Source organism: Chitinophaga skermanii (assembly GCF_003259335.1).
In the GTDB taxonomy this organism is placed as follows: Bacteria; Bacteroidota; Bacteroidia; order Chitinophagales; family Chitinophagaceae; genus Chitinophaga; species Chitinophaga skermanii.
The window spans coordinates 366,139-390,026 of the sequence record NZ_QLLL01000002.1 but is presented as its reverse complement, the minus strand read 5'-3'; the positions used below and the strand labels follow the sequence as shown (position 1 = coordinate 390,026).

Annotated in this window: 17 protein-coding genes and 1 riboswitch; of the genes, 13 read left to right on the top strand and 4 right to left on the bottom strand. The window is 41.2% G+C overall.

Annotation, left to right across the window (positions count from 1 at the left end):
- Positions 1 to 74: 74 nt before the first annotated feature.
- Positions 75 to 1,265, bottom strand: a complete 1,191-nt coding sequence (locus LX64_RS05650) for a uroporphyrinogen decarboxylase/cobalamine-independent methonine synthase family protein (protein ID WP_111596647.1) — start codon at positions 1,263 to 1,265, stop codon at positions 75 to 77.
- 154 nt (positions 1,266 to 1,419) lie between these two features.
- A riboswitch (cobalamin riboswitch) is annotated at positions 1,420 to 1,617 on the bottom strand.
- 209 nt (positions 1,618 to 1,826) lie between these two features.
- On the opposite strand from LX64_RS05650, the gene LX64_RS05645 reads away from it, so the two are divergent.
- From LX64_RS05645 to LX64_RS05615, 7 genes are all read left to right on the top strand, one after another.
- Positions 1,827 to 2,066: a hypothetical protein gene (locus tag LX64_RS05645; protein WP_111596646.1), complete on the top strand. Its 240-nt coding sequence runs from the start codon at positions 1,827 to 1,829 to the stop codon at positions 2,064 to 2,066.
- Positions 2,067 to 2,183: 117 nt separating this feature from the next.
- Positions 2,184 to 2,726, top strand: coding sequence for an RNA polymerase sigma-70 factor (locus LX64_RS05640; RefSeq protein ID WP_111596645.1), 543 nt, complete (start codon positions 2,184 to 2,186; stop codon positions 2,724 to 2,726).
- 82 nt (positions 2,727 to 2,808) lie between these two features.
- Positions 2,809 to 3,948: a FecR family protein gene (locus LX64_RS05635; RefSeq protein WP_111596644.1), complete on the top strand. Its 1,140-nt coding sequence runs from the start codon at positions 2,809 to 2,811 to the stop codon at positions 3,946 to 3,948.
- A 138-nt stretch (positions 3,949 to 4,086) separates the two neighbouring features.
- Positions 4,087 to 7,407 carry a SusC/RagA family TonB-linked outer membrane protein gene (locus LX64_RS05630; protein WP_148707205.1) on the top strand — a complete coding sequence of 1,107 codons (3,321 nt, stop codon included), beginning with the start codon at positions 4,087 to 4,089 and terminating at the stop codon, positions 7,405 to 7,407.
- A 9-nt stretch (positions 7,408 to 7,416) separates the two neighbouring features.
- Positions 7,417 to 8,862, top strand: a complete 1,446-nt coding sequence (locus tag LX64_RS05625) for a RagB/SusD family nutrient uptake outer membrane protein (protein ID WP_111596642.1) — start codon at positions 7,417 to 7,419, stop codon at positions 8,860 to 8,862.
- A 12-nt stretch (positions 8,863 to 8,874) separates the two neighbouring features.
- Positions 8,875 to 9,645, top strand: coding sequence for a DUF4843 domain-containing protein (locus LX64_RS05620; RefSeq protein WP_111596641.1), 771 nt, complete (start codon positions 8,875 to 8,877; stop codon positions 9,643 to 9,645).
- A gap of 24 nt (positions 9,646 to 9,669) precedes the next feature.
- Complete coding sequence (locus LX64_RS05615; protein ID WP_111596640.1) at positions 9,670 to 11,163, top strand: PKD-like family lipoprotein; 1,494 nt, start codon at positions 9,670 to 9,672, stop codon at positions 11,161 to 11,163.
- Between the two features lie 687 nt (positions 11,164 to 11,850).
- On the opposite strand, the gene LX64_RS05610 is transcribed toward LX64_RS05615, so the two are convergent.
- Positions 11,851 to 13,017 carry a TlpA family protein disulfide reductase gene (locus tag LX64_RS05610; protein ID WP_111596639.1) on the bottom strand — a complete coding sequence of 389 codons (1,167 nt, stop codon included), beginning with the start codon at positions 13,015 to 13,017 and terminating at the stop codon, positions 11,851 to 11,853.
- 59 nt (positions 13,018 to 13,076) lie between these two features.
- Complete coding sequence (locus LX64_RS05605) at positions 13,077 to 14,315, bottom strand: thioredoxin family protein (protein WP_111596638.1); 1,239 nt, start codon at positions 14,313 to 14,315, stop codon at positions 13,077 to 13,079.
- A 104-nt stretch (positions 14,316 to 14,419) separates the two neighbouring features.
- On the opposite strand from LX64_RS05605, the gene LX64_RS05600 reads away from it, so the two are divergent.
- The 6 genes from LX64_RS05600 (at position 14,420) to LX64_RS05575 (ending at position 22,957) form a co-directional block, all read left to right on the top strand.
- Complete coding sequence (locus tag LX64_RS05600) at positions 14,420 to 15,118, top strand: uracil-DNA glycosylase family protein (RefSeq protein ID WP_148707204.1); 699 nt, start codon at positions 14,420 to 14,422, stop codon at positions 15,116 to 15,118.
- A 771-nt stretch (positions 15,119 to 15,889) separates the two neighbouring features.
- On the top strand, positions 15,890 to 16,264 hold the full coding sequence (locus LX64_RS05595) for a response regulator transcription factor (RefSeq protein ID WP_211324739.1): 375 nt from the start codon (positions 15,890 to 15,892) through the stop codon (positions 16,262 to 16,264).
- A complete protein-coding gene (locus LX64_RS05590; protein ID WP_111596636.1) occupies positions 16,261 to 17,412 on the top strand; it encodes a HEAT repeat domain-containing protein in 1,152 nt (383 codons plus the stop codon). Before LX64_RS05595 ends, LX64_RS05590 begins: the two co-directional genes overlap by 4 nt.
- The gene (locus tag LX64_RS05585; RefSeq protein ID WP_111596635.1) at positions 17,412 to 18,863 is read left to right on the top strand and encodes a glycosyltransferase family 2 protein; all 1,452 of its coding nucleotides are present in this window, start codon (positions 17,412 to 17,414) and stop codon (positions 18,861 to 18,863) included. Before LX64_RS05590 ends, LX64_RS05585 begins: the two co-directional genes overlap by 1 nt.
- Positions 18,864 to 18,868: 5 nt before the next feature.
- Positions 18,869 to 20,740 carry a YaiO family outer membrane beta-barrel protein gene (locus LX64_RS05580; protein WP_111596634.1) on the top strand — a complete coding sequence of 624 codons (1,872 nt, stop codon included), beginning with the start codon at positions 18,869 to 18,871 and terminating at the stop codon, positions 20,738 to 20,740.
- Between the two features lie 6 nt (positions 20,741 to 20,746).
- Complete coding sequence (locus tag LX64_RS05575) at positions 20,747 to 22,957, top strand: DUF4838 domain-containing protein (RefSeq protein ID WP_111596633.1); 2,211 nt, start codon at positions 20,747 to 20,749, stop codon at positions 22,955 to 22,957.
- A 6-nt stretch (positions 22,958 to 22,963) separates the two neighbouring features.
- On the opposite strand, the gene LX64_RS05570 is transcribed toward LX64_RS05575, so the two are convergent.
- Positions 22,964 to 23,842: a helix-turn-helix domain-containing protein gene (locus LX64_RS05570; protein WP_148707203.1), complete on the bottom strand. Its 879-nt coding sequence runs from the start codon at positions 23,840 to 23,842 to the stop codon at positions 22,964 to 22,966.
- Positions 23,843 to 23,888 lie beyond the last annotated feature (46 nt).

The window sequence follows — 23,888 nt, the reverse complement described above, 5'->3', positions numbered from 1 at the left end:
TTTTTTAAAGGTACGATGTTGTGTATAAACCATGTTAAAATAAGCCCCGCTTAGGTTAGCAGGGCCATTGGTTTTTATATAGTCATGGGCGTAGTATGATTATTACTCACGGTATTTGCCCTAAAAATAGCCGCTTTATTCCGCTCCAAACTATCAGTATCTCCCTCCACGATGCACGATAAATCATGTACTTCGCGAAGCTTTTGTTGTGCTATGATAGCCGGCAGTTTATCTTCCAGCGACGAATCCAAATATGCGAATGAACAAGAAGGAGCAATCATTACTCGTCCTTCGCCAATAGCATGAACGGCTTGTTGTAGAGAGGGCAGCACAGCTTCATAATTAGTAATAGCAGCATTGCGACCATCAATTATTCCTACACTCAACACCAACTTACTCGACATAAGTGGTAGTATTTGATCCAGTTGTGTAGCATCAGCAATCAAATCGATATGAAGCCCGTTGATCGGTAATGTTAACGCAAGTGCTGTATTATCATTGAGCGCACCGAAGAAGCTGGTAACAAGTGTTTTTATGCCAGGGCAAGCCTTCTTAATCTCGCCATAGGCATAGTTGAAAGCAGCTTTCGCCTCAATAGAAAGCGTTTGTGTAAGAAAGGGTTCATCAAATTGAATCCAAGTGGCGCCCATTTCTTCCAGCTTTTTTAAAACTGTCAAGTATGTGGGCATCATCTTCCGTAACAAATCCAAGCGATGGAAGTCACCTGTTGTTTCTTTACCCAATAATAAATAAGATACAGGCCCCATTAATACAGGCTTAGGTACTTGCTGCGTAATATGCTTGGCGGCGCTAAATTCAGTGAATATCTTATTGGAGAATATTTGAAACGTTTGTTGCGCATCGAGTTCGGGGATAACATACGTAGCATTCGTATCGAACCAACGGGCCTGCTCCATGCCTTTTATGGTAACACCCTTATGCTCGTAGCCATTTACCATGGCTAAGTAAAGATCAATTTCAGTATTGCCAGGAATATCGGTTACCACGGGCATATAACGACTAGGTACCACGCCTAGCATAAGGCTCATATCAAGTACTTGGTGATGGAAACTGAAATCGTTGCAAGGAATAAGATCAATGCCGGCTTCTTTTTGTAAGCGCCAGCTATTCTCTTGCATTCTTTTGGCAACAAGGAAAAGGTCGGTACGACCAATTGTGCCATTCCAGTATAATTCACTGGCTTTTTGTAATTCAAGGTGTACACCTGTTTGTGGGTACCCGAGGTTGTGTTTGAGCATACGCATGCAACTTTTTTATGAAACATTATGGGAATAATGCTCCTTACAGTTCACGTATGCTTCCGGGAAAAATGTAGATGTTAAAAGAGGGAACCTACCGGTAGCGTATGCTTGGTTGGTTTTTCTTTTTCGACTACTGCTTCAAATCCGCGAAAGCATTGGTCTTTTTAGTAATAAGGCAAGTATCCTGGCTTGTAACGTTGTTGCCGTTCTTCTCATCTCTACAAGGGAGAGACAATGAACTACAAGGGCAATAACTTGTATGTGTTACTTACAGTTGCGCGTCAGCCCGTGAATTGCACACGGTTCCTTTTTAAAAGCAGTGATGGAACTGCTTACCTTTTCACTTGAATATGTAAAGAACGATCTTGCAAATATAATGGAATCGACTACTTATTACCAAGCCTTCATAAAAATGAAAAATATTTTTTTGCTGGAATATTTAATGGTATTGGGTTTGAAGAGCTGTGTTGAAAGTAGAAATAAGAAATGTGGTTTTTTTAGAAGTTAAATAGGAATACTGACATATATTTAAATTCCATTGTTTGAATTGTTAACACCAAGAGAATGAAATTTTTATTTAATACAAATGAAGAAAAGCTGTATTTCTATCCTTTGTTGAGTGCAGCATTACGGTATCCTGTGGATGAATTTGTTATGAAATTAGAGCGAGATGAATTAAGTAGGCAAGAACGTGAAGCCGCTTTGCTAGTGGTAGAGCGGGCTTTACTGGAGTTGCATCATTTTGTTGATAGGTATATGCGAAATTGGGAAACGATGCAAGAAAGTATGAACCGCGATAACTAAACAGGAATCGAAAAGGGGTAATTTCACCATTAGGCGTGGCGCTATTTTTAATTCTACATTAAATTTATTAGTTTTATCGCCCACTTAGAGTCAACAGCCATTATTATAAACGGGATTATGGGGGAACAGTGCTTACTGGATTCTTTCGAACAACAATTTCGCGCGCATTATAAAAAGCTACGAATTATTGCCATCGGCATCATAGGAGATGACGAGGTGGCGAAAGACCTTGTACAAGATTTTTATGCGAAATGCTGGCAAAAACGCCATGAACTTACTTTCAATGTGAGCTTTGAAGCTTATGCATCGAAAGCAATCAGGAATGCCTGTTTGAATTATTTGGCCAACCAAAAACGAGAGGAAGAACGAAAAGCTTCTTTGCCCAATGTGCCTGATGGATTGGATGAGGTAGCATTACGGGAGAAATTCTATACTGTATTATATAATGCCCTACAAGAAATGCCCCCACAGCGAAGAAAAATACTATTACTATCCGTGAAAGAAGGAATGAGCTACCAACAAATAGCCGAACATACCGGTATTAGTATTAATACCGTAAAATTCCATATGCAAGCAGCTTACCAATATTTACGGGAACAGGGGAAAGATATTTCTTTATTAACTATCGTGGCCTTCATAGGGGCTTTGCCAAGATTCTAATCAACCATTCAAAACTTTTTTTAAAAGTTTTTCAATTTCTACCTACCCTTTTTTACCATTTACCTGTCTTATTACTGATATCATGACAAACGATCAACTGTCGCCCGAAGACAAACATTGGGAAGCAATTATAGAAAAGCTTCAGCAGCAAGGCGTATTGCCTGTTGATGATGAACTATTGCAAGATAGTTTACGCATCAAACAAGCTATGCAACAAATGGCCGCTGTTGAAGAAGAGGACATAGACGTGGTATGGAATGACTTTAAGAAAAATCATATACAAGCAACAGCTGTTGTGCCTATACGTAAAAAACGGATGGTTTGGTACGCTGCTGCTGCCATGGTAGGAGGTTTGATAGTAGGGGCCTGGGCATATAATTTATTACACTCACCGGTTGGTAAGTTCGTATATGATTCCCCTAAAGCAGCATTGAAAGACACTAGCATTCAATTAATTACGGGAAATGGAGAAGTTGTGCGCTTGGATACAGTCAGTAAATTAAAGGAAGCGGATGGAACGGATTTGTCTGCTGGGCATGAAGCCTTGGTGTATGGACAAAGTGCACAGTCGAACGTAGTGGTATATAATACCTTAATCATCCCCAAAGGGAAGATGTATCATTTAGTATTATCAGATGGTACTAAGGTGTGGTTAAATGCAGCCAGTTCTTTACGTTACCCCGTGAATTTCCACGGTGCGCAAAGAACAGTGGAAGTGCTGGGTGAAGCATACTTCGATGTAGCAAAGGATGTAGAACACCCATTTGTAGTGAAAGCAGCCGATAAAGTAACCATCACCGTGCTAGGAACAGGATTTAACATCAATACCTATAAAAATAGGGTGCAAACCACCTTGGTAGAAGGGAAAGTAATGGTGAAATGTGCATCAGATTCAGTGTACCTACGACCAGAATCACAAGTAACCGTTGCGCATGATGGAGCTATGCTTGTACGTAATGTGAGTTCCGATCTCTACACAGCATGGATGAATAATGAATTGAAGTTTGAAGATATGCCACTCGGGGAAATCATGGAAGGTTTAGGACGAAGGTATAATTACGAGATTGAGTTTAAAGATGCTGCTGTGGCTGAAAAACGTTGTGGCGCAAACCTACTGGCAACTGAAGATATATCAACCATTTTAAGTTTCTTAGAACAAGTTACAGATACTCGATTTACAATCAACCAATCTAAACGCATCATTATGGTAGAACGCAAGTAAAACAAAAAAAACGGACCACTAGGATAGTAATGCCCGTTTTCTTTAACGCCCGATTGCTCGAAGCAATAGCGAGGATATCTTATTAATTAATTTTTCAAGGTAAAAGTAGTGAAAAAAAATTACTTATTAGGCATAGCTATGCGCCTAAGGTTACAAATCCAACCAAAATTTAGTCCTCTCATCCTGTTGCCCCTATTTAGTGCTAGCACTGTTGTAGCACAGACTAATCAACAACAACCAGTTACGTTACAAACGAAAGGAGCCGTAAGCGTTCCAGAGTTTTTACGCATGTTGAGTAAACAAGTAAAACTTCGCTTTGTATACAATGCCGACGAGTTACAACAATTACCAAAGATTACCGTCAACGCGAAGAATGAACCATTAGACCAAGTATTATCCAAAGCATTGGGTAGCTTGAATGTATCGTACAATATCAATAACGGGGTATTGGTGGTTCGCTATGCGCAAGCTAAAAGCACCGGTTTATCAAGTGCTGCGCAAACGCAAATCGTGGTAACAGGTAAGGTATACGACGATAACGGCAAACCACTCGAAATGGCTACCATCCGCGAGATGAATAGCGCTAGGGGTACATATACAAATAGTGAAGGTGAGTATACATTTACATTGTCTCAACCGGGACACATTATCATATCCTACGTTGGGATGGAACCCCAACGTGAAAAAATCACAAAACCAACCAACCTAACCACCAAGCTCTCTTTGAGGGCAGGCGCTAAAGAAGTTGTGGTAACTGGTATCGTAACGCGTCAAAAAGATAGTTACACCGGTGCCGTTGCCACCTTCACAGGCGCCGAATTGAAAACGATCGGTAACAACAACATCCTGCAAAGTTTGAAAACGTTGGACCCTTCGTTTATCATGATGGAAAACAACTTGGCTGGTTCTAACCCCAACGTATTGCCCAATATCGAAATTCGTGGTACTACAAGTATTAGCACCACCGGTAATGCTATTAACGATGCGTTTGCTTCCGATCCCAACCAGCCATTATTCATTATGGATGGTTTCGAAACCACCTTGCGCGTAATTGCCGATTTGGATATGAACCGCGTAAAGTCGGTAACGATCCTCAAAGATGCCGGTTCCACCGCTATCTACGGTGCGAAAGCAGCCAACGGGGTAGTGGTGATCGAAACATTACGCCCTACACCCGGTAAACTACGCCTTTCGTATACTGCCGATTTCAGAGCTGAAATCCCAGACCTCTCTGGTTTCAATATTATGAACGCCACCGAGAAGTTGGAATTCGAAAGATTAGCCGGCCGTTATAGCACAGGTTCCGACGACGTTATTCAAGAACACCAAGAGCAATATAACAAGCACTTGGCCGCTATCTTAAGAGGCGTTAATACTTATTGGTTAAGTGAACCATTGCAAACAGGTTTGTCGCACGGGCACTCTATTTACACAGATGGAGGTTCTAACGATTTTACCTATGGTTTGGGGCTTAACTATAAGAAAACTTCTGGTGCTATGAAAGGCTCGGGTAGAGATACATGGGGCGGGAACATAGATTTAACCTATAGAAAGAAAAACCTCAATATCTCAAATAAGCTATTCGTAAGTGGATATAACTCTGCAGAATCCAATTATGGTAGCTTTGCTAACTGGGTAAATGCTAACCCGTATTATGAAAAAACAGGAGATAAATACTTAGATACGATTATTCGCTCTAAAATCTATAAGAATAATGTAGTGAACCCTTTGTATGAAGCGAATATTTTAAACTTCAACAAATCGAAGTCATTCGGCTTTACAAACAACTTCCAAATTCAGTATAATCTCAACCGCGAATTTCGCGCTGAAGCCGGTATCCAAGTGTCGAATACAAACACTGTATCTAATCGCTTCGTATCGCCACTGAGTGCGCAGTTCGATAATGTATCTGTGATGCAGAAAGGGCGTTTCGATAATTCGAATTCCAACCGTTTTAACTACCAGGCAAGCGCTATGATAACGTATGCAAAAGTAATTAATAAGCATATGTTAACGATGAACTTACGCACTGCCGCGGAAGAAGAAATTCGCAAGAACCTTAGTTTTAGTGCCGTGGGTTTCCCTACTGCTTCGAATGGTAACCCCGCTTTTGCTTTTGGTTATAGAGATGGTGATAAACCTTCTGCTAGCGAGGTCGTTTTCCGTAGACTCAATTTCAACGGTATGTTGAACTATGTTTACAATGGTCGTTATGCGTTGGATATGAACTACCGTATTGATGGTACCACTTCCTTTGGTCGTGATAACAAGTTTACACCTTTCTGGTCATTTGGTGCCAGTTGGAATTTACATAACGAAGATTTTATCCGCAACGAATATCCATGGATTACAATGTTGAAAATACGAGGTACAGTTGGTACTAGTTCTAACGTAAACATGGGCTCCTTCTCTTCAGTAGATGTTTACAACTACTTTCCTAGTGTCAACTTAGATGGACAAGGTGTTGAATTAAACGCCATGGGAAATGCCGGTTTGAAATGGCAAACAACGAAACAAAGCAACATAGGTGTGGATGTTTCCTTGTGGAATAACAGGTTGTCGTTAAATGCTGAAAAATACTGGAAGCCAACTAACCCTCTAGTAGTGATGTTAGATATGCCATCTTCTACAGGTGTAGTAGGTTACCCTATTAATACGGGTGAATTGTATACCAGCGGTTTTGAATTGAAATTCAAGTATGCACCCATTTACAATTTGAAGGACCGTATTATTCTTTCTTTCAATGCTATGGGGACCATATTTAAAAGCGAGTACAGGAATTTCAATAACTCGCTCTATTCTCTGAATACGAAAGAACAATCGAATAGCAGTTTGCAAAGATATTATGATGGGGCCAGCCCAAGTGCTATTTGGGTAGTACCATCAATGGGTATTGACCCTGCAACTGGTAAGGAAGTATTCATGAAATTAGATGGGACTTATACATTCACGTACGACGCAAAAGATGTGCGCGTAATGGGAGATACAAAACCAACTGCAGAGGGTGTATTCGGCACCAGCTTTACTTACAAACAGTTCAACTTATCCGCCAATTTTAGGTACCGCTTCGGTGGCGACATATTCAATACTGCTTTATTCGATAAAGTAGAAAATATTAGTTACGACGACTTGCTGAAAAACCAAGATAGAAGAGCGTTATACGATCGTTGGAAAAAACCTGGTGACCAAGCTAGTTTTAAATCCATTGCTATCACCGATGATAATTTCAAGTCATCCCGATTTGTACAAGAAGAGAATGTAATCATTGGAGAATCGTTCAACTTGGGGTATACGTTACGTCGTGATGAAAGCGCGATGCTAAAAAAGATCGGCTTATCGAGTTTACGATTCAATGCCTACATGAACGATATTTTCAGGTTAAGTTCTATTCAAGTTGAAAGAGGTATTAACTACCCATTTGCGAACACAGTAGCGTTTAGTATTGGCGCATCATTTTAAACCATAGAAATGAAGAAATTATTTTATATACCGGTTATTGCTGTATTAGTTTTTGCCAGTGCTTGTGGTAAATACTTGGATATACAGCCAAATGATAAATTTCTTGAAGAACAAGTGTATCAATCCGAATTGGGCATCAAATCGGTATTGAATGGTATCTACATGAGAATGATGAAAGAGTTTAGTTATGGTGGTGCAATGACGATGGCAGATGTAGAATACTTAGGCCAGCAATTTATGGCCGATGCTAACCATGCATTCAATACATACCCTGGTTACCAATATGCTGATGATAAAACCAAGGGCAGAATGAATAAAATTTGGTCGGAATCATACGTTACGATTTTAAATATCAACAAGTTCTTAGAGGGGTTAAATCGCTATCCCGGTGTAGTGCCGGTAGCGCGTGAAAGAATCATGCGTGGTGAAGCTTATGGTTTAAGAGCCATGCACCATTTTGATATGTTGCGCTTGTTCGGTCCCATGTATAGTACGGTAGATTCTATCAATTTATCTATCCCGTATTATTCAAACGGAACGGCTAAAACAACGCCAATTCTACCGGCTAATGCTGTAATGGATAGTGTATTGAGAGATATCGATCTTGCGTTAAGTTACTTGGCCGAAGACCCCATCAAAAACATGGGTAAAACGAACATCTTAACGAATGAAGCTATTTCAGATGCTGATGTGGATGGTCTTCGTCAATTACATTTTAACTACAATGCTGCTTTGGTCTTAAAAGCAAGAGTATTGTTGTACCGTGGCAATAAAGCTGAAGCTTACCAATTAGCGAAAGATGCCATTACTGAAGTATTGAAGTTTAATTACTGGGTGCAAGCTACCAATATCATTGGTATAACGGGAGCCACCGATAAAGTATTTAGTACCGAAATCGTTTTTGGTGTATATAACCAACAAATGGTACAAGCCTACCAACGTTATTATGATCCGGAATTAACAGATAATAATATCCTCTTAAAGAACGATACCCGCTTAACGAGTACAACATTCGAAGGCCTTATTAACGATTACCGTTTAAAAGCTTTATGGATGGTGCCTTCAAGTGGTGCAAAAGCCTCTCGTACATTCTTCAAATACGCAGGTTTAACAGATAAAACTTTGGTACGCGGGTATGTTGTACCTATGTTACGCATGAGTGAATTGTTCTATATCGTTGCCGAAACAACAACCGATAAAACAGAAGCATTAACCTATTTGAATACCGTTCGCCAAAACAGGGGTATTGATGCATTAGGTGCAAATGCAACAGTTGAAACCGAATTGAGGAAAGAATATCAAAAAGAGTTTATCGGGGAAGGACAGTTATTCTTTTACTATAAACGCAAAGGTACCACGCCCATCGTAAATGCAACTACAGGTGCCAACGTTACAATGAACAAAAGCACTTATGTAGTGCCATTACCAGAATCTGAGACGAATGTTCGTAACTAAAATCTAACTCGCATGAAATTATATCCAATCATTTTTGCTTGTAGCATATTGGCCATGTTTTCCGCCTGTGATAAACAAAACTTGGACCCATACCACGGGGTCAATAATATTTACTTTATGTGGTCGGCTGAAAAAGTATCACAGAATAATAGCAACTTAGTCGACTCCAGCGTGGTGAGTTTTGGCTTTAGCTTGCCTACTTTAACCGACTCTGTATTTGTGTTGCCTATTAAAACACAAGGTCAAATTTTTCCGTACGATCGAAAAGTAGGAATTCGATTAGGGGCTAATACAACAGCCATATTACATGAAGACTATGATTTTAATATCGATAGTGTTGTAATCCCTGCAAATCAAGTTGTAGCCAACTTGCCAATTCGTTTTCACCGAACAGCAGCCATGAAGCAAGATTCTGTTGTGCTGGAGTTTGAGTTGTTTGAAAATGAAAACTTCCAAACTACTATGCATACTGTCATTACGAATGTAGCTACAGGAGCAACACGCAGCTTTGTAAAATATAAGATCTTTGTTACCGACTTGGTTTCCCAACCACGTAACTGGTTATCAGGAACATTCGGCAAATTTAGCCAGTTGAAATTTTACTTTATCTGTGAAACATTAGGCATTACACCATTAGAGTTTATCAATATTCAAGAGATCCCGTTGTTTAATTCTTACGGCGTATTGATCCAAAGAAAATTGAACGACTTAAAACGGGAAGGTAAAACAGTGTATGAAGCCGATGGATCAGAAATGACCATGGGTACGCAGTCGAACTCTTAATGCCAATCAATTCAACCAAACAGTATGTATAAGAAAATATTTGTGATGATAGCCGTTGTAGCCAGTGCTATGCTCACAGCTTGTTATAAAGACAAAGGGAATTACGATTATACCGATCCTGAAAAACTGACGGTAGTGCTGCCTGTAGACCGCTTCTCTGCCAAAGTAGGAGATACCTTGAAAATCGATCCAGAGATTTTAATGGATGGAAAACCGCTAGTCGATACAGCTAACTATACCTTCGAATATTACGCTTTTACAGGTAGTTTAACAGCTATCACAGGAAAAAGAAAGGATTTAGGTGGTGGTCGCGATTTACGCTTCCCAATAGGGCTATTAACCGGCGATTATGCACTCTATCTAAAAATCACCGATAAGCGCACCAACTACGCCGTGTACAACAAATGGAATTTGAAAATCACAAGTGATTTTTCCGTAGGTTGGATGTTATTGTCGGATATAAATGGTCAAGCCCGCTTGGATATGGTTGCAGGAAACGATTCTTCTGCTAGGTTATACTATGACGTGCTTGATAAACTACAATCAGGCGTTACCTTGCAAGGATCACCGAAATTTGTAAGCTGCTATTGCTTACAAAATAATAGCACAAAAATCTACTACGGCATCCATGTGGGAACAAGTCAAACAACCCAGCGTATTGACTGTGAAACCATGCAATGGAATGCTTTGAATAATATTCGTTATGAAGTTTCTGGTGATATCAAAGATAACTTTGCACCGGATTGGGTACGTTCAAAAATTCAAACAGTTTCGTACATGAAGGAAGACACGAATATCTATTATTACAACTATTCTAGGAGTGTTAGGTACGGTGTGCCCATCAATAAAATTTCTACAGAACCTTATACGTTTAAAGCATCTAAATACATTTCAATCAGTGGTAGTAGCAGCGAACCAAGTATCTTGTATGATGAAACAAATCATCGATTTGTTCGCCATATTGTAGGTGCCGTAAACTGTGTGTCGATGCCAACCGATGCTGCAGATAGTACTTTCTCTTACCAAGATCGTAATTACAATTTGCGTTACATGGTTAGAAGCCATTTCGGTGGTGGTGAAGCATTCGCTATCATGGAAAATAAAACAACTAAAAAACTCCATTTATTGCGTATATCAACCACTGGCGCAAATATTAGGAAAACTTATTGGGAAGAAATGAAGGGTATTGATATTGAAAAGGGCGAGAACTTTTGCATTGATGATAACTACGGTTTCGTGTTCTATAACGTAGGTAGTAAAGTGTACAAATACGATATCAGTACTTATGCTTCCTACGTTGCAAAAGATTATGGCAACAAGAAAATTTCTTTCATGGCATTCCAAGAAACTTTTGTAAGAGGTAGTTTAGGTATTGCTACATACGATCCAAGCTTGCCTGCAGAATCGTGTGGTACTTGGGAGCGCTTCACAGTGCCGCAGTTTTCTGATCCTTTAAAATTAATCGTTTCTAATAATGGCTTTGGTAAAATCATAAGCGTAGCTTATAAACCACAATAAGCACACAATCATTTTGCACTTGGTGTATTTATCTGAGTAAATAATTGCCCGCATGCTTGCCATGCGGGCCTCTATTTTATATGACGTTTGTGTAAACCCTCTCTCATAGCCAACCTGTATTTTTCCCTCTTAAAAGTGTATTGTTACTCAATCACTTCGAATGATCTCCACAAAGAACCCCTGTAAAATCAACACTTTTATCATTTTTCACCGACTCTCCACCGACATTTCACCGACAAACCCCCAGTGTTTTCAAGGGGGCTACCGACTAAAAGCCGACATTTTGTCGACTTTTTCCTTGTTTTTCGCCCATTTTACTGAGCTTACCTAAGCTTTTTGTCGACATTCAGCCAACACCCACCTTACAATTCCTTGGCTTTACCTTGTAAAAAGCGGCAAAAACCGGCACATTCCGGCACATTCCGGCATAAAGCGGCATAAAGCGGCATATTCCGGCAGAAACCGGTCAAAAGCGGTTAAAAGCGGCATTTTCCGGCACGTCGTTTTGTAATTGCAAAGGCTTGCGGTAATTTCGGGGTGTAACAACGTTTTACCAGTTCTTTGACATGTTGTTTGTAACCTTTAGCTGGCTTTGGGCTGTAGTAGTAACCATGGGGGAGGGTTACTATTGGAGCAAAAAAACGGTCATCCAAAAATGAATGACCGCTCTGTCGTGGGATATGAAAACTACTTAAGTTGACCAGCTAGAATTTCATCTAATTCATCACCGGCAGCTGCAGAAGTCATACGCATAATTACTTTGCCTTCACGGTCGAGTACAATCTTCGTTGGGAAAGCACGTACGCCGTAGGTCTTTACAACATCGATACCTTGTGGATCGTTGTTTAAAACATGCACCCAATGGATGCCATCTTCCTCAATTGCTTTGCGCCATGCAGCTTGGTTATCTTCAGGTGTTTTACTACGTTCAGCAGCAATACCAATAATTTCAAGCCCTTTTGCATGGTACTTCTCATATATCTCTTTCAAATGCGGGTGACTAGCACGGCAAGGGCCACACCAGCTTCCCCAGAAATCCAGGATCACTACTTTACCTTTATATTGCGCTAAATCAACCGGTTTGCCATCCAAGCCAGTTTTGATGAAGTTAGTGGTAACATCCCCATTTTTCATGAACGCATTATCAGCAATAATTTTTTCGATACTCTTTGCTGCTGCTGTTGTTTTGTAGGTAGCCGCTAAGTTGTTATAAGTTTCTTGATAACGATGCGTTGAAAAATAATACGGCATCTTGCTCAATAAATACACACTCAAATAATTACCTGGATGGGTTTTGATGTAAGTGTATTCCGCTTTAGAACGCTCTCCACTTAAAGCCGACATTTGTTTACCCAAGCTTTCCAGCAATTCCTTGTTGGTGGCAGGATCTGTTTGAGCATACTGTGTACTTAATGCATCACGCTTTGCCCTATTAGCAGCGAGTGATTTCTTCAATGCTGAATAGTCATTGTTAGTATCATCGCCGGTTGCATAATAGTCTTCGTAACTCAACGTAGCGCTTTCGATTTTTAAATCCTTTTCTTTCGCAAGAAACTCGAAAAAGCCTGTTGGTGTGCGAATAGTATCATTCTTATAATTCACATAAGTACGCGTTGCATAATTTGAATTACGGGCTGAAACAGCGTAATACTCTTCGCGTTTAGGTAATTTGAAAGAAACCTTGTCGGATGTAGCCTCAATCGTTTGGCCTCCTTTAGGAGCACCTGGGTAGGAAATGATTAAGGTACCACCTTTCAAGCCTTTTAAATTCGCTTGCACGGTTAGGCTGTCTTGTGCATATGCACCAATAGCCATGGCCGTCAAAAATGTGCCTAGAATGGTTGTTTTAAGCATACTGGTAAATGTTAGGAATAAGAAAAACGGCACCCCGCTGTAGCGAGGTGCAGGATGAATTAGTTCATAATCATTGGCTTAATAGCATGAGCAGGTGTTACCACGTAATCCTGCTGGTTATTTTGCAATGCTTTATAGAAATCTTCTATGTTTTTTAAATTAGGCGCTTTGTTGGCAGCAGCCGATTCCGCTGCATTTCTACCATAAGATAATGCTTTTGCTTGGTTTTTCGCATAGTATTCTGCAATGCTAGCCGCGTAAAAAACATTCGCAATTGAATATTTGTAAGGTACCGCATTGATTTCTTTATCATTGAACCAAGCGCCCATTTTCGTAGCTAAGGCAGCGTTGTCTTTCAATTTGGGTAACATTTCGAATACAATGTTGGCTTTATCTATAATATCGTAAAAAGAACTTGCACCTACGTAATCGATATAAGCAGCCGTATTGTTCAATTTCGTGTAATAACCATCGTACATAATTTTACCGAAAATAGCCCAATCATGCTCTGTGAAAACAGGACGAACATGTTTAATCATGGCATCGAAACCTGCTTGGTCGTTTTTCGCGGCAAAGCCTTCGGCTTTAACTTTACAGTAGTTATAAATGCAATTAGCGACTGTTTTAGCATTGAAGTTTTTCGCATTCGTGTGAATGTTAGCGAAATAAGCTTCTTTGATGTTGGTTGGCATGCTGTTGAAGTAACGTGATTGTACTACGAAGTTTACTTCTGCTGTGTACTTGTTCGTTTCTGCAGCATACGTAGCGATCGCCGCTTTTGTGTCGATACCGCTTTTCGGGTTTAAGTAACCGTCGGAATAGAAAGCAGGGTAGCTCTCATCGAGTTTCGCGGAGAACTGGCGCGTTTGGTTTTTATCGGCCAATGCTTTCGAAGCTTGCATTAATGGCAAGAAACGATCAGCACCGGTAAAACCGCTGGAGCCTTCTACGAATTGACCACTCGGTGTTAAGAAAAGATAAGTAGGGAAGCCACTTACAGCAAATTTGCGACAAAGAACTTTACCATCTTCTTCTTTGAAAATATCTACTTTGTAACAAACGTAGTTTTCATTGAAGTAGTTGGAAACTTTTTCATCTTTGAAAGTTTCTTGGTCCATTTTTTTACATGGCATACAACCTTCGAAATAAAGGTCTACAAAGATGGGTTTATTAGTGGCTTTGGCTTTTGCTAAGGCTTCGGAAAATTTGCCTTGTAGGAATTGCGTTTCTTGCGCATGTAGGCCGGAAAAGGCGAATACGAACGCGCAAGCAAGAATTAGCTTGCTAAAAGTTGTCATGGTTGGTGGTGGTTTATGATTTATTACCCGTAAAGATAAGTTGCTGGGGGGAATTTTAGTGATATTTTGTTTAACGGTTTATAAACGAGAATAATGGTATTTTTGTGAAAACTTGTAGGCGATTGATTATGGCGATTATCACGGAACATCAATATATACACCAATACCCCGTTGCTCCCTCATCCGAAAAGCTAGTGCTAGGCACCATTCACCCGCACGATCACCAACATTTCCCATTACCCTTCTTCTATGGCAAATCAATGTCGATCTGGCGCTTAATAGCCGCCGCCTTTCCGGGGGAATTACCTGCCTACAACAATCTACAAGCCATTATCGCTTTCCTAGAAAAGCGCAAAATAGCCATGAGTGATGTTTTATTACAATGTGAACGCATCCCCGTTAATGGCAAAGTAACCGCCCTCGATGAAGACCTCGTGCCCCTTCAATTCAACACCGGCCTCATCTCTACTATCCAGAACAGTCAAATTAACGAAGTGCTATTCACCAGCGGCTTCGGCAAAAACAACGCCTGTAAAATATTCATGGAAAATATTTTACAAGTGAAAATCCCCGCTAGCATGCGCGAAAATAGGTGCTGGGTGGCCGACCCAGCCATATTTGGTCGCCCCGTAAAGCTCACCGTTTTGTACTCCCCATCAGGTGTAGCCAATAGGAGTATTACCAAAACCAAAGCATTCTTGCAACATCAAGAGCGTTTCAATAGCGAGAAAAGCCCTGTACAAGCTTTCAAAATTGCCTACTACCGCGAGAAACTAGGAGGGGAATCGAACTTGTTCAATTAAGATAAATTTCTATGCGTGCTGTAGTGAGATAACTTGGCAACTAGGTAAGTAATTACTTATTTCAATATAAGATGTCATTCACTAAAATGACTACACGAATTATTGTCCTGCAATGCATACAGCACATTACGCAAATCTTCAACCAGGTCAATCAAACACTCAAGGCTATTCTTCCAACAATGATTATATTATTTCGTGTAGTCTTTCTGGTTATATTTCCTTATTAAATCATATTAACAAAATTATTACATCTATTCCGCATCTAGCTACGTATGTATTTTGCAAAGGTGCTCAAACGTAGATGGGTGCTTTGTTTCCAGGGAAGGACTATTTAAAGTTGTTAAATTGTAGTTAAGGGATAGAATATACAACAAAGGTTCTTGGGTTGCATAAAAAGGGATCGTATCTTCGCGGCAGATAGAACTAGTAAATTAAGCAAAGCGATATAGTGTTTATTTATTTAATGCTTTGCAAGTTTGATCTTATTGTTGTTGTAACCTTCGCATATATCTATGCACCCTAGTGAACAATTGGCATAGCAAAAATTGATATTATATCTTTATACACCAAAAACCTCGTTGGGCTTGCGTTAGCAGTGTAAAGACTTTACAACGAGTATTTTCAGAGAGTAATTTCGTCTAATCTAAATTTAAACCGTAATTCACAAATTTCCTCTCGCTTTACTGCCCTCAAATTTTCAATCGCATTGGTTGTAATCATTGGTTAAAACGACCGATCGAACCCGTATTTACTGACTTGAACGAGATGATTATGAAAAAGATCTTAGTAATCGAAGACGATACGCTGATGTTGCGTACGATCGAGCTTATTTTGAAAAAACAAGGATATATAGTTGATTTAGCTGCCAACGGGAAAGATGCGATGACTGCCTTAACCGGCAATCATTATGATCTTGTGATCACCGACATTATGTTACCATTCGCCAATGGTTTCGAATTAGTGAGCAAGATTAAAAATAGTAGCACCAACACGAATGTACCGGTAATCATTATTTCAGCGATCACACATGAATCGTCCATCACAGATGGTTTTGAACTAGGGGTGGACGATTATTTGAGGAAACCATTTGTACCATCAGAGCTCGTGTTGCGTGTCAACCGGCTGATAGAAAAAACTGCTGTATGAAACTAGGATACACCATACTCCCGTATAGCTGGCAAACACAATCGTTCTACGATTTACCTGTGTTCATCCAAGGAGCGATTGTTGTATCGTTACTCGCTATCGGGGCTACAGTATTGGTGTTTCTCCGTATATTGATGATTCGTGTGATACGTTTTTATTATCGTAGGCGCGGACAACGTTTACGTTCGCAGATTGATATGTTGATTATGGAACATATTATTTCCAGCGAACCTGTTAGAGATATTGCCACAATTGTTTTTTTACCTACGGCAGCGTTCCAACATTTGCCTTTACACAAACGTTGGGCGCGCCGTATTTTAGTACACAGGTTACAGAAATATCGATCGAATTTCAGCGGCAGTGTGTCGGAGAGTTTACGCCAATTGTATATCGCGCTTGGCTTACAGAAGGATGCTGCTAGGGATTTACACGCTTTAAGTTGGAGTAAGAAAGTAGGGGCCTTGGGCGAATTGTTTAATATGGAAATTGGTGGGTACGAATCCCAAGCCCTCCACCTTACCCAGCATCGTAACCGGTATGTACGCGGTATGGCCAGGTGCTATATCGTAAAAATCAGCGAAGATCATCCCTTCTCCTTCCTCGATCATATCAATGCCCCCCTCGTATCGTGGGAGCAGTTCGAATTATTTAAAATTATTACAGATAGGCAAGGGCTTGCCATCCCGGCATTTGCAAAGTGGATGAACGAGCAATATCATCCTTCCGTTGTGTCTTTCAGCTTGAAGTTGGCCGTCCACTTCATGCAGTTCGACGCTATCCCGCGCATGATCGCTTTATTGGATTCTCCACTTGTAGCCATCCGCGCAGAAGCGGTGAATAGCCTCGGTAAACTTATGGCGCAAGAAGCCGAAGATATATTGGTGATGCGTTATTCGTATGAAGAGCTACCCGTACAAATTGAGATTCTAAAAGCAATAGGAAGAATCGGCACCGGTAGATATTTACCTTTCTTGGAATACATTTTCCATACTAGTGCCAACGATTTCCTCCTTCGGAAACACAGCGCAAAATCCATCGAGCGGCACCGCTTTACCGCGGGCATCGAAATAGAAAAGTTATTGAATACAAGCGCAGGCGATGAACATTTGCATTTGCAGCATGCACTCAATCCTTTAATAAAATATTGATGCAGAACATTACTTGGCAATTTTTTCAATCGTTATATGAAAACGCGATGTTCGTTTACTGTACAGCCATTTTCATGCTGTATGCATTACTCGCCATGCTCTCGTATGTAGGCGTTCTCAATTATAAACGAAAACGTGTACTGCGCGACCAAGTATCGCTCGTAGCCAGCCCCCTTACACCGGGTATTTCCGTGATTGCACCTGCATTCAATGAAGGGGTTACTATTATTTACAACGTTCGTTCACTACTTACGTTGAACTATCCACGCTTCGAAGTAATTATCGTAAACGATGGCAGTACCGACGATACATTAACGAAACTTATCGCCGAGTTCGAACTTGTGCAAGTACCTTATGCCTATTATCAACAAATACCCTCACAGCCAGTAAAGGCATTCTATAAATCTACCAACCAGGCATATGCCAAGTTACTGGTGATCGATAAAATCAATGGTAAAAGCAAGGCCGACGCCGTTAATGCAGGCATTAATGCTGCGCACTTTAATTACTTTTTGAATACAGATGTAGATTGCATCCTCGACCCGAAAACACTACTGAAACTTATCCAACCATTCATGGATGAGGAAGTCCGCGTAATTGCTACCGGCGCCACGTTGCGCATGGTCAATTCCTGCGAAGTAGACGCCGGTATGATTACGCGTGTACGTCCGCCACGGGAATTGCTCCCGCGTTTCCAAGAGGTAGAATATATTCGTTCATTCGTACTGGGAAAAACAGGCTGGTCGATGATGAACGCTGTACCCAATGTTTCCGGCGGTTTGGGATTATTCGATAAAGAAATTGTGATTAAAGCCGGTGGTTACGACCCCGCCAGCTTCGGGGAAGATATGGATATGATGATTCGCATGGCAGCCTACATGTGCCGGGAGAAAGAACCCTATGCCATTCGATATGTACCCGAAACTTTATGCTGGACAGAAGGCCCGTCTACTTTAAAAATATACGGTCGTCAACGTACCCGCTGGGGACGTGGCTTGCTGCAAATTTTTGGCTCACATTTTAAAATCCTTTTCAACCCTAAGTATAAACGCTTAGGTTGGATTGTATTTCCTTACAACTTCTTCTTTGAATTATTGGCTCCTATTATTGAAACAGTAGGCATCCTGTATTACATCTATATCGTAGTAACCGGGAAAATCAATTGGGAATTTGCCTTGATTTTACTCGTGTTCATTTATACTTATTCGATATTGATTACTACGATGGCTATTTGCTGGGATAAAATTACGACGAGTTATTACAAAACATGGAAAGAAGCGGCGAGCTTATGTTTAATGGCATTTATAGAACCCCTTTTATACCATCCTTTAGTGGTGTTTTTTGCCTTGAAAGGATATTGTTACCAACTATTCGGGAAGAAACATAGCTGGGGCAATATGCTCCGGAAAGGATTTAAACAACAAGTGGCTTTGCCTTCACCCCATAAATAATCAACATGCAAGTGAAAAAACTCGTGCTCATTATCAGTTGCAGTTTGTTGCCGTGCTTGGTTGTAATGGGACAGAAGAAGGTAAGTGTAGATGAGGTGTATAAGAAAGCACTTACAGCACTGAATCAAACCCAGCAATATGATCAAGCGATGGATTTGATAAATGAAGCCATTGAAATAGACCCGCATTATTGGGATTTATATGTGGTAAGAGGAAGGATTTTTGCTTTGCAAAACCAGCCGCAGCAAGCCTTACAAGATTGGCGCATTGTATTGCAACATCAACCGAATAACTTAACCGTACTACAATATTTATATAACCTGGAAGTTAACCGCGGTGTATTACAAAACGCATTATCCTATGCCAACAAAGCATTATTGTACGTGCCGAACGATCAAGCTTGGTTATTGCGAAAATGGGATATGCAACAGCAGTTACAATTACCCGCCGCCAACGAAACATTGGCGCAATTGAGGAATTTATACCCGGGAGAAGAGAAAATTAAACAGCTCCAAGTTGACCAACTCTTATTTAAAGCACGCACGGCTAGAAACGAAGGCCATTACGCCGAAGCCTTACAATACTACCACGCTGTGCTACAAATCGACCCGCAACAAAAAGACGCCCTAGAACAAAGCTTCAATTTATCGATGGGCGAAAACCGGTTGCAACAAGCCGGCGATTACATGCAACTGCTACGCCACCAATACCCGGCCGATACAGCGTATCAATTCAAATATGCCACGGTAAAAGCCGCGCAAAACCAGCACGATAGTGCCCTATACATTACGCAAAACATGGCATCATCGAATAATCATTACCGCGATTTCTATATCGATCAAAGCTTAGTAGCCGCCAGGAAAGCAGAGAAGGCCGATAGTTTGCCACTAGCTTTGCGCTATTTGTACGGGGGAAATAAGATGAAGCCCAATGATAGCACTTTGCTCACACAAATCACGCGCAATTACCTTTTGCAATCCAATTACGATAGCACCTTGCGCTACGCCAATTATACACTCGGCTTATTCCCCGGCGAAACAAGCCTATTACGCTATAAAACCATTGCCCTCGAAAATAAAAACGAATACAAAGCCGCGTATAATACCGCCAAACAAGTAACACCCGCCGAGCCAGGTTGGCAGCAATACACGAAAGAACTCAAATATCAATCGTATAAAAACATGATCGGCGTATTCCGCCTACAATCGTTCTATAGCAACAATATTCCCACCGCTAGTATGACGAGCGTACAATACCTACGCTATTTTAACTTCGGTACCATCGCCGCCCGTGTAAACTACGCGAACCGTGCCGATGATGGCGTACAAGCTGAATTAGAAGCATACATCAAACATGGTAAAAAATATTACTCATATGGTATCGTTAGCTATGCGCCCAATACCACGGCCTTCCCGGAAGTACGATTAGGCTATTCCCTGTTCCGCTCACTACCGAAAGATTGGGAGGTAGAACTAGGTATACGCTATTTACGTATCGATAGCGCCAACTTGTACATACCTACGGCCTCCATTGCAAAATCGTGGAATAATTATTGGGTGAATATTCGTAATTACACGACCTTCGATAATGGAACAGTATACCCGGTTTTTGCCTTAACAAACCGTTATTACTTTGATGATCGTCGTAGTTACGTTACCCTACTCGGTGGTTATGGCATATCGCCCGACGACCGTAGTCGTAATAACCTTTTCAACGAGATCTATCAATACAAAGCATATAACATAGGTGCAGGCATACAGAAATCGATCGGGTATAGTACTACCTTGGGTTTTATAGCCAATTGGACGAAGCAAAACTTACCCCGTGGCAGTTATAACCAGTACGATTTTTACATTAGCTTGCAACAACGGTTTTAAAGATATATGTCGAGAATTTTTGTTTGTTTACTTAGTTTCATCGTGATGCATACTACATCATTCGCACAGCAAATTGCCTTGGTTGAAAACCATCAATCGCAATACAACATTGTATTGCCACCAAAAGCTTCCAAAGAACAAACAAAAGCAGCGTTTATCTTGCAAGATTATATCTACCGTGGCACAGGTGCTCAAATTCCCGTGTTAGAGAAATCCACCAATAATAAAAACATTCTCATCCTCAGCGGCGACCAGTTCCAAGACGGCGCCTACGCCATCGACGCGAATGCACAACAACTTCAATTCAGCGCAGCAGCAAAAGGGAAAGGAATTATCTACAGTGTATATGCCTTTATTGAAGAGGTGATGAAAGCTCGTAAGTACGACCAAGCCCAGGCTTTCGTTCCTGCTACTGCTAACTTAACCGTACCGGCTAATTACCATGTACAAGCCTCACCAAGATTTATATACCGCGAAACATATTTCCCCGCTACTTGGGATGAAGAATACCGCGACTGGCACAAGCTGCAACAGTTCGAAGCTTTATGGGGCTTATGGGGACATTCGTTCTATAAGCTGGTACCGCCTCGCCAATACTTCAAAGCACACCCGGAATATTTCTCCTTGGTAAATGGTGAAAGAAAACCCGAACAGCTTTGTTTAAGTAATGAAGCCGTATTACAAATCGCTATTCAATACCTCGATAGCGCCATGCGCACCAACCCCGAAGCCGTATATTGGAGTATCTCCGCCAACGATGGCCTCGGCTTTTGTGAATGCGATTTGTGTAGGAAAGTAGATGATGCGGAAGGTGGCCCAACAGGCTCGCTCATTCACTTCGTGAATAAAATTGCTGCCCGTTTCCCTACCAAACAATTTACAACACTCGCTTACCTATATACAGCACGTGCTCCGCAACACGTAAAGCCTGTCGATAATGTACACATCATGTTAAGTACCATCAATGCGTTCAGGTCGAAGAATATCGCCGAAGATCCTTCCGCGGCTAGTTTTAGAGCGGATTTGCAAGCATGGAAAGATAAAACTTCGCATCTCATGGTGTGGGACTATTGTACGCAATTCACGAATTACTTAACCCCTTTCATGAATGCCCAGCTAATTGCCCAAAATTTGCAATACTTCGAAACGCAGGGTATCAGTGGTGTATTTGAACAGGGTAGTGGATATACGTATAGTGATATGGCAGCTTTAAAAAGCTATGTAAGCGCCAAAACACTATGGGCACCTACGGTAGACCCATTAACATGGGAACGCGATTTCCTCGATAACTATTACGGCCGTGCCGCACAATATATTCGCACTTATTTACAACTACTCACCGATGCCATTAAAGCCGCGCAAACACGGTTGGATATTTATGGTAACCCGGTAAACGATCATAACAGGTATCTTTCTCCCGTTCACATGGATGCATTTAGTACGGCACTCGATAAAGCAGAAGCCGCTGTAGAAGGCGATACCCTACGTATGAGGCGAGTAGCAGAAGTACGCCTGTCGCAAGAGTATGTATACTTGCAACAAGCCCGTTTTTACCATCATCGTGCGAACGGTATTTTCGAGCAAGTAAAAGGTACTTGGCAAGTAAAAGCAAACTTCCCACGCCGCGTAGATCATTTTTTAAAGGTCGCTAAAAATGCAGGCGTGCAAGAATTATCGGAAGGTGGTATACATCTCGATGCGTATGAAAAGGAATGGCAACAAATATTTGCAGCCGGTGTACGCACCAACCTAGCTGCTAAAGGTACGGTGAAATTGAAGTACCCATTCGAAGCCAGTTACCCTGCCAACGGGTTGCAAACACTTATCGACGAAACACCGGGTTACAACGATTTCAGCTACAACTGGCAATTGGTATACGATCATCCACTCGAGGCTACCATTGATATTGGGAAGGTGATGAAAGTACAACGTATCCAAACCCGTTTCTTGCAAGATGCACGGCATTGGATTTTTGCTCCCCATTTTACGAAAATTGAAGTCTCCCGCGATGGTCAAACGTATACAACCATCGATACCGTTTCTACACCGGAACCGTTGGAAGATTACGATATTTCCTTCTTGAAAATAGCGGCCGAAGTGCAGCAAGAGATTCGTTATATTAAGCTCACAGCTATTCCTTTAGATCAATTGCCTGCTTGGCGTTTTACCCGCAACCGGAAGGTAATGACGGCTTGTGATGAAGTGTGGGTAGAATAGCGATCATTACAATAATAAATCACGGTCTTTCGCTTGGTACCTACCGGGCGCCATGCCCATAATACTTTTAAAAGTTCGGTTAAAGCTCGTCACATTATTAAAGCCACTTTCCATGGCAATCATCGAGTACGAGCGGTCCCTTTCTTTCTTCAGCAATTTACAGGCGTAAGCAATGCGTAGTTCATTCAAAAAGCGGATGTACGTTTTGCGGGTTCTTTTCTTAAAGTACCTACAGAACGCGGGCTCCGTCATGTGTGCTACACCGGCTATTTCTGCAATGGTAATGTTTTGTTTGAAGTACCGGATACTATGTTGGTAAATCCTATTCATCCGCACACCGTCTTCTTCACTAAAATGAAAATTCGCTTCGTTGGTAGATAGTGGCTGTAACTGGCTTTCATGCAATATTTGATCGAGTAATTGCAAGAATACAATCAGCCGCGGTAAGTTATGTTGTACGAACAGGTTTTTTAGTTGTGCTACGAAATGATCGGCATTATTCGGCAGTATACGTGCCCCGTTTTGTAACAATTTAATACGCTCGAACACTTGTTTCGTTTCTGGTAAATGCAGTAGTTCTTTCGCTGTTTCTGCCGGGTTGAAAAAGAAGGTAAGGGCATGTATATATACGTCTTTATTCCCCGCAAAATAAGCGGGATCGCTTTTAAAGATATGTGGTTGGTGAGCACCGATCCAGAAAATATCGCCCGGCGCGAAACTGCCCATATAGTTGCCTGCTAATAGCGTTCCTTCGCCTTTGATAATATAGGTTACTTGAATTTCGGGATGTTCGTGCAGGTGATCATAGAAATGCGGCATATGGTCTTCCTGCACAATTACGGTAGCTTGTTGCGCGAGCGGGATGGTAAATGCAAGTACTTTCACTGGATGAATATTGTTTTTGGTTGATGGGTGCAATATAGTGAATGGG

Excerpts from the sequence above, each read along its gene's own strand:
- LX64_RS05650 (WP_111596647.1), bottom strand. The coding sequence starts at position 1,265 with ATGCGTATGCTCAAACACAACCTCGGGTACCCACAAACAGGTGTACAC.
- LX64_RS05645 (WP_111596646.1), top strand. The coding sequence starts at position 1,827 with ATGAAATTTTTATTTAATACAAATGAAGAAAAGCTGTATTTCTATCCT.
- LX64_RS05640 (WP_111596645.1), top strand. The coding sequence starts at position 2,184 with ATGGGGGAACAGTGCTTACTGGATTCTTTCGAACAACAATTTCGCGCG.
- LX64_RS05635 (WP_111596644.1), top strand. The coding sequence starts at position 2,809 with ATGACAAACGATCAACTGTCGCCCGAAGACAAACATTGGGAAGCAATT.
- LX64_RS05630 (WP_148707205.1), top strand. The coding sequence starts at position 4,087 with ATGCGCCTAAGGTTACAAATCCAACCAAAATTTAGTCCTCTCATCCTG.
- LX64_RS05625 (WP_111596642.1), top strand. The coding sequence starts at position 7,417 with ATGAAGAAATTATTTTATATACCGGTTATTGCTGTATTAGTTTTTGCC.
- LX64_RS05620 (WP_111596641.1), top strand. The coding sequence starts at position 8,875 with ATGAAATTATATCCAATCATTTTTGCTTGTAGCATATTGGCCATGTTT.
- LX64_RS05615 (WP_111596640.1), top strand. The coding sequence starts at position 9,670 with ATGTATAAGAAAATATTTGTGATGATAGCCGTTGTAGCCAGTGCTATG.
- LX64_RS05610 (WP_111596639.1), bottom strand. The coding sequence starts at position 13,017 with ATGCTTAAAACAACCATTCTAGGCACATTTTTGACGGCCATGGCTATT.
- LX64_RS05605 (WP_111596638.1), bottom strand. The coding sequence starts at position 14,315 with ATGACAACTTTTAGCAAGCTAATTCTTGCTTGCGCGTTCGTATTCGCC.
- LX64_RS05595 (WP_211324739.1), top strand. The coding sequence starts at position 15,890 with ATGAAAAAGATCTTAGTAATCGAAGACGATACGCTGATGTTGCGTACG.
- LX64_RS05590 (WP_111596636.1), top strand. The coding sequence starts at position 16,261 with ATGAAACTAGGATACACCATACTCCCGTATAGCTGGCAAACACAATCG.
- LX64_RS05585 (WP_111596635.1), top strand. The coding sequence starts at position 17,412 with ATGCAGAACATTACTTGGCAATTTTTTCAATCGTTATATGAAAACGCG.
- LX64_RS05580 (WP_111596634.1), top strand. The coding sequence starts at position 18,869 with ATGCAAGTGAAAAAACTCGTGCTCATTATCAGTTGCAGTTTGTTGCCG.
- LX64_RS05575 (WP_111596633.1), top strand. The coding sequence starts at position 20,747 with ATGTCGAGAATTTTTGTTTGTTTACTTAGTTTCATCGTGATGCATACT.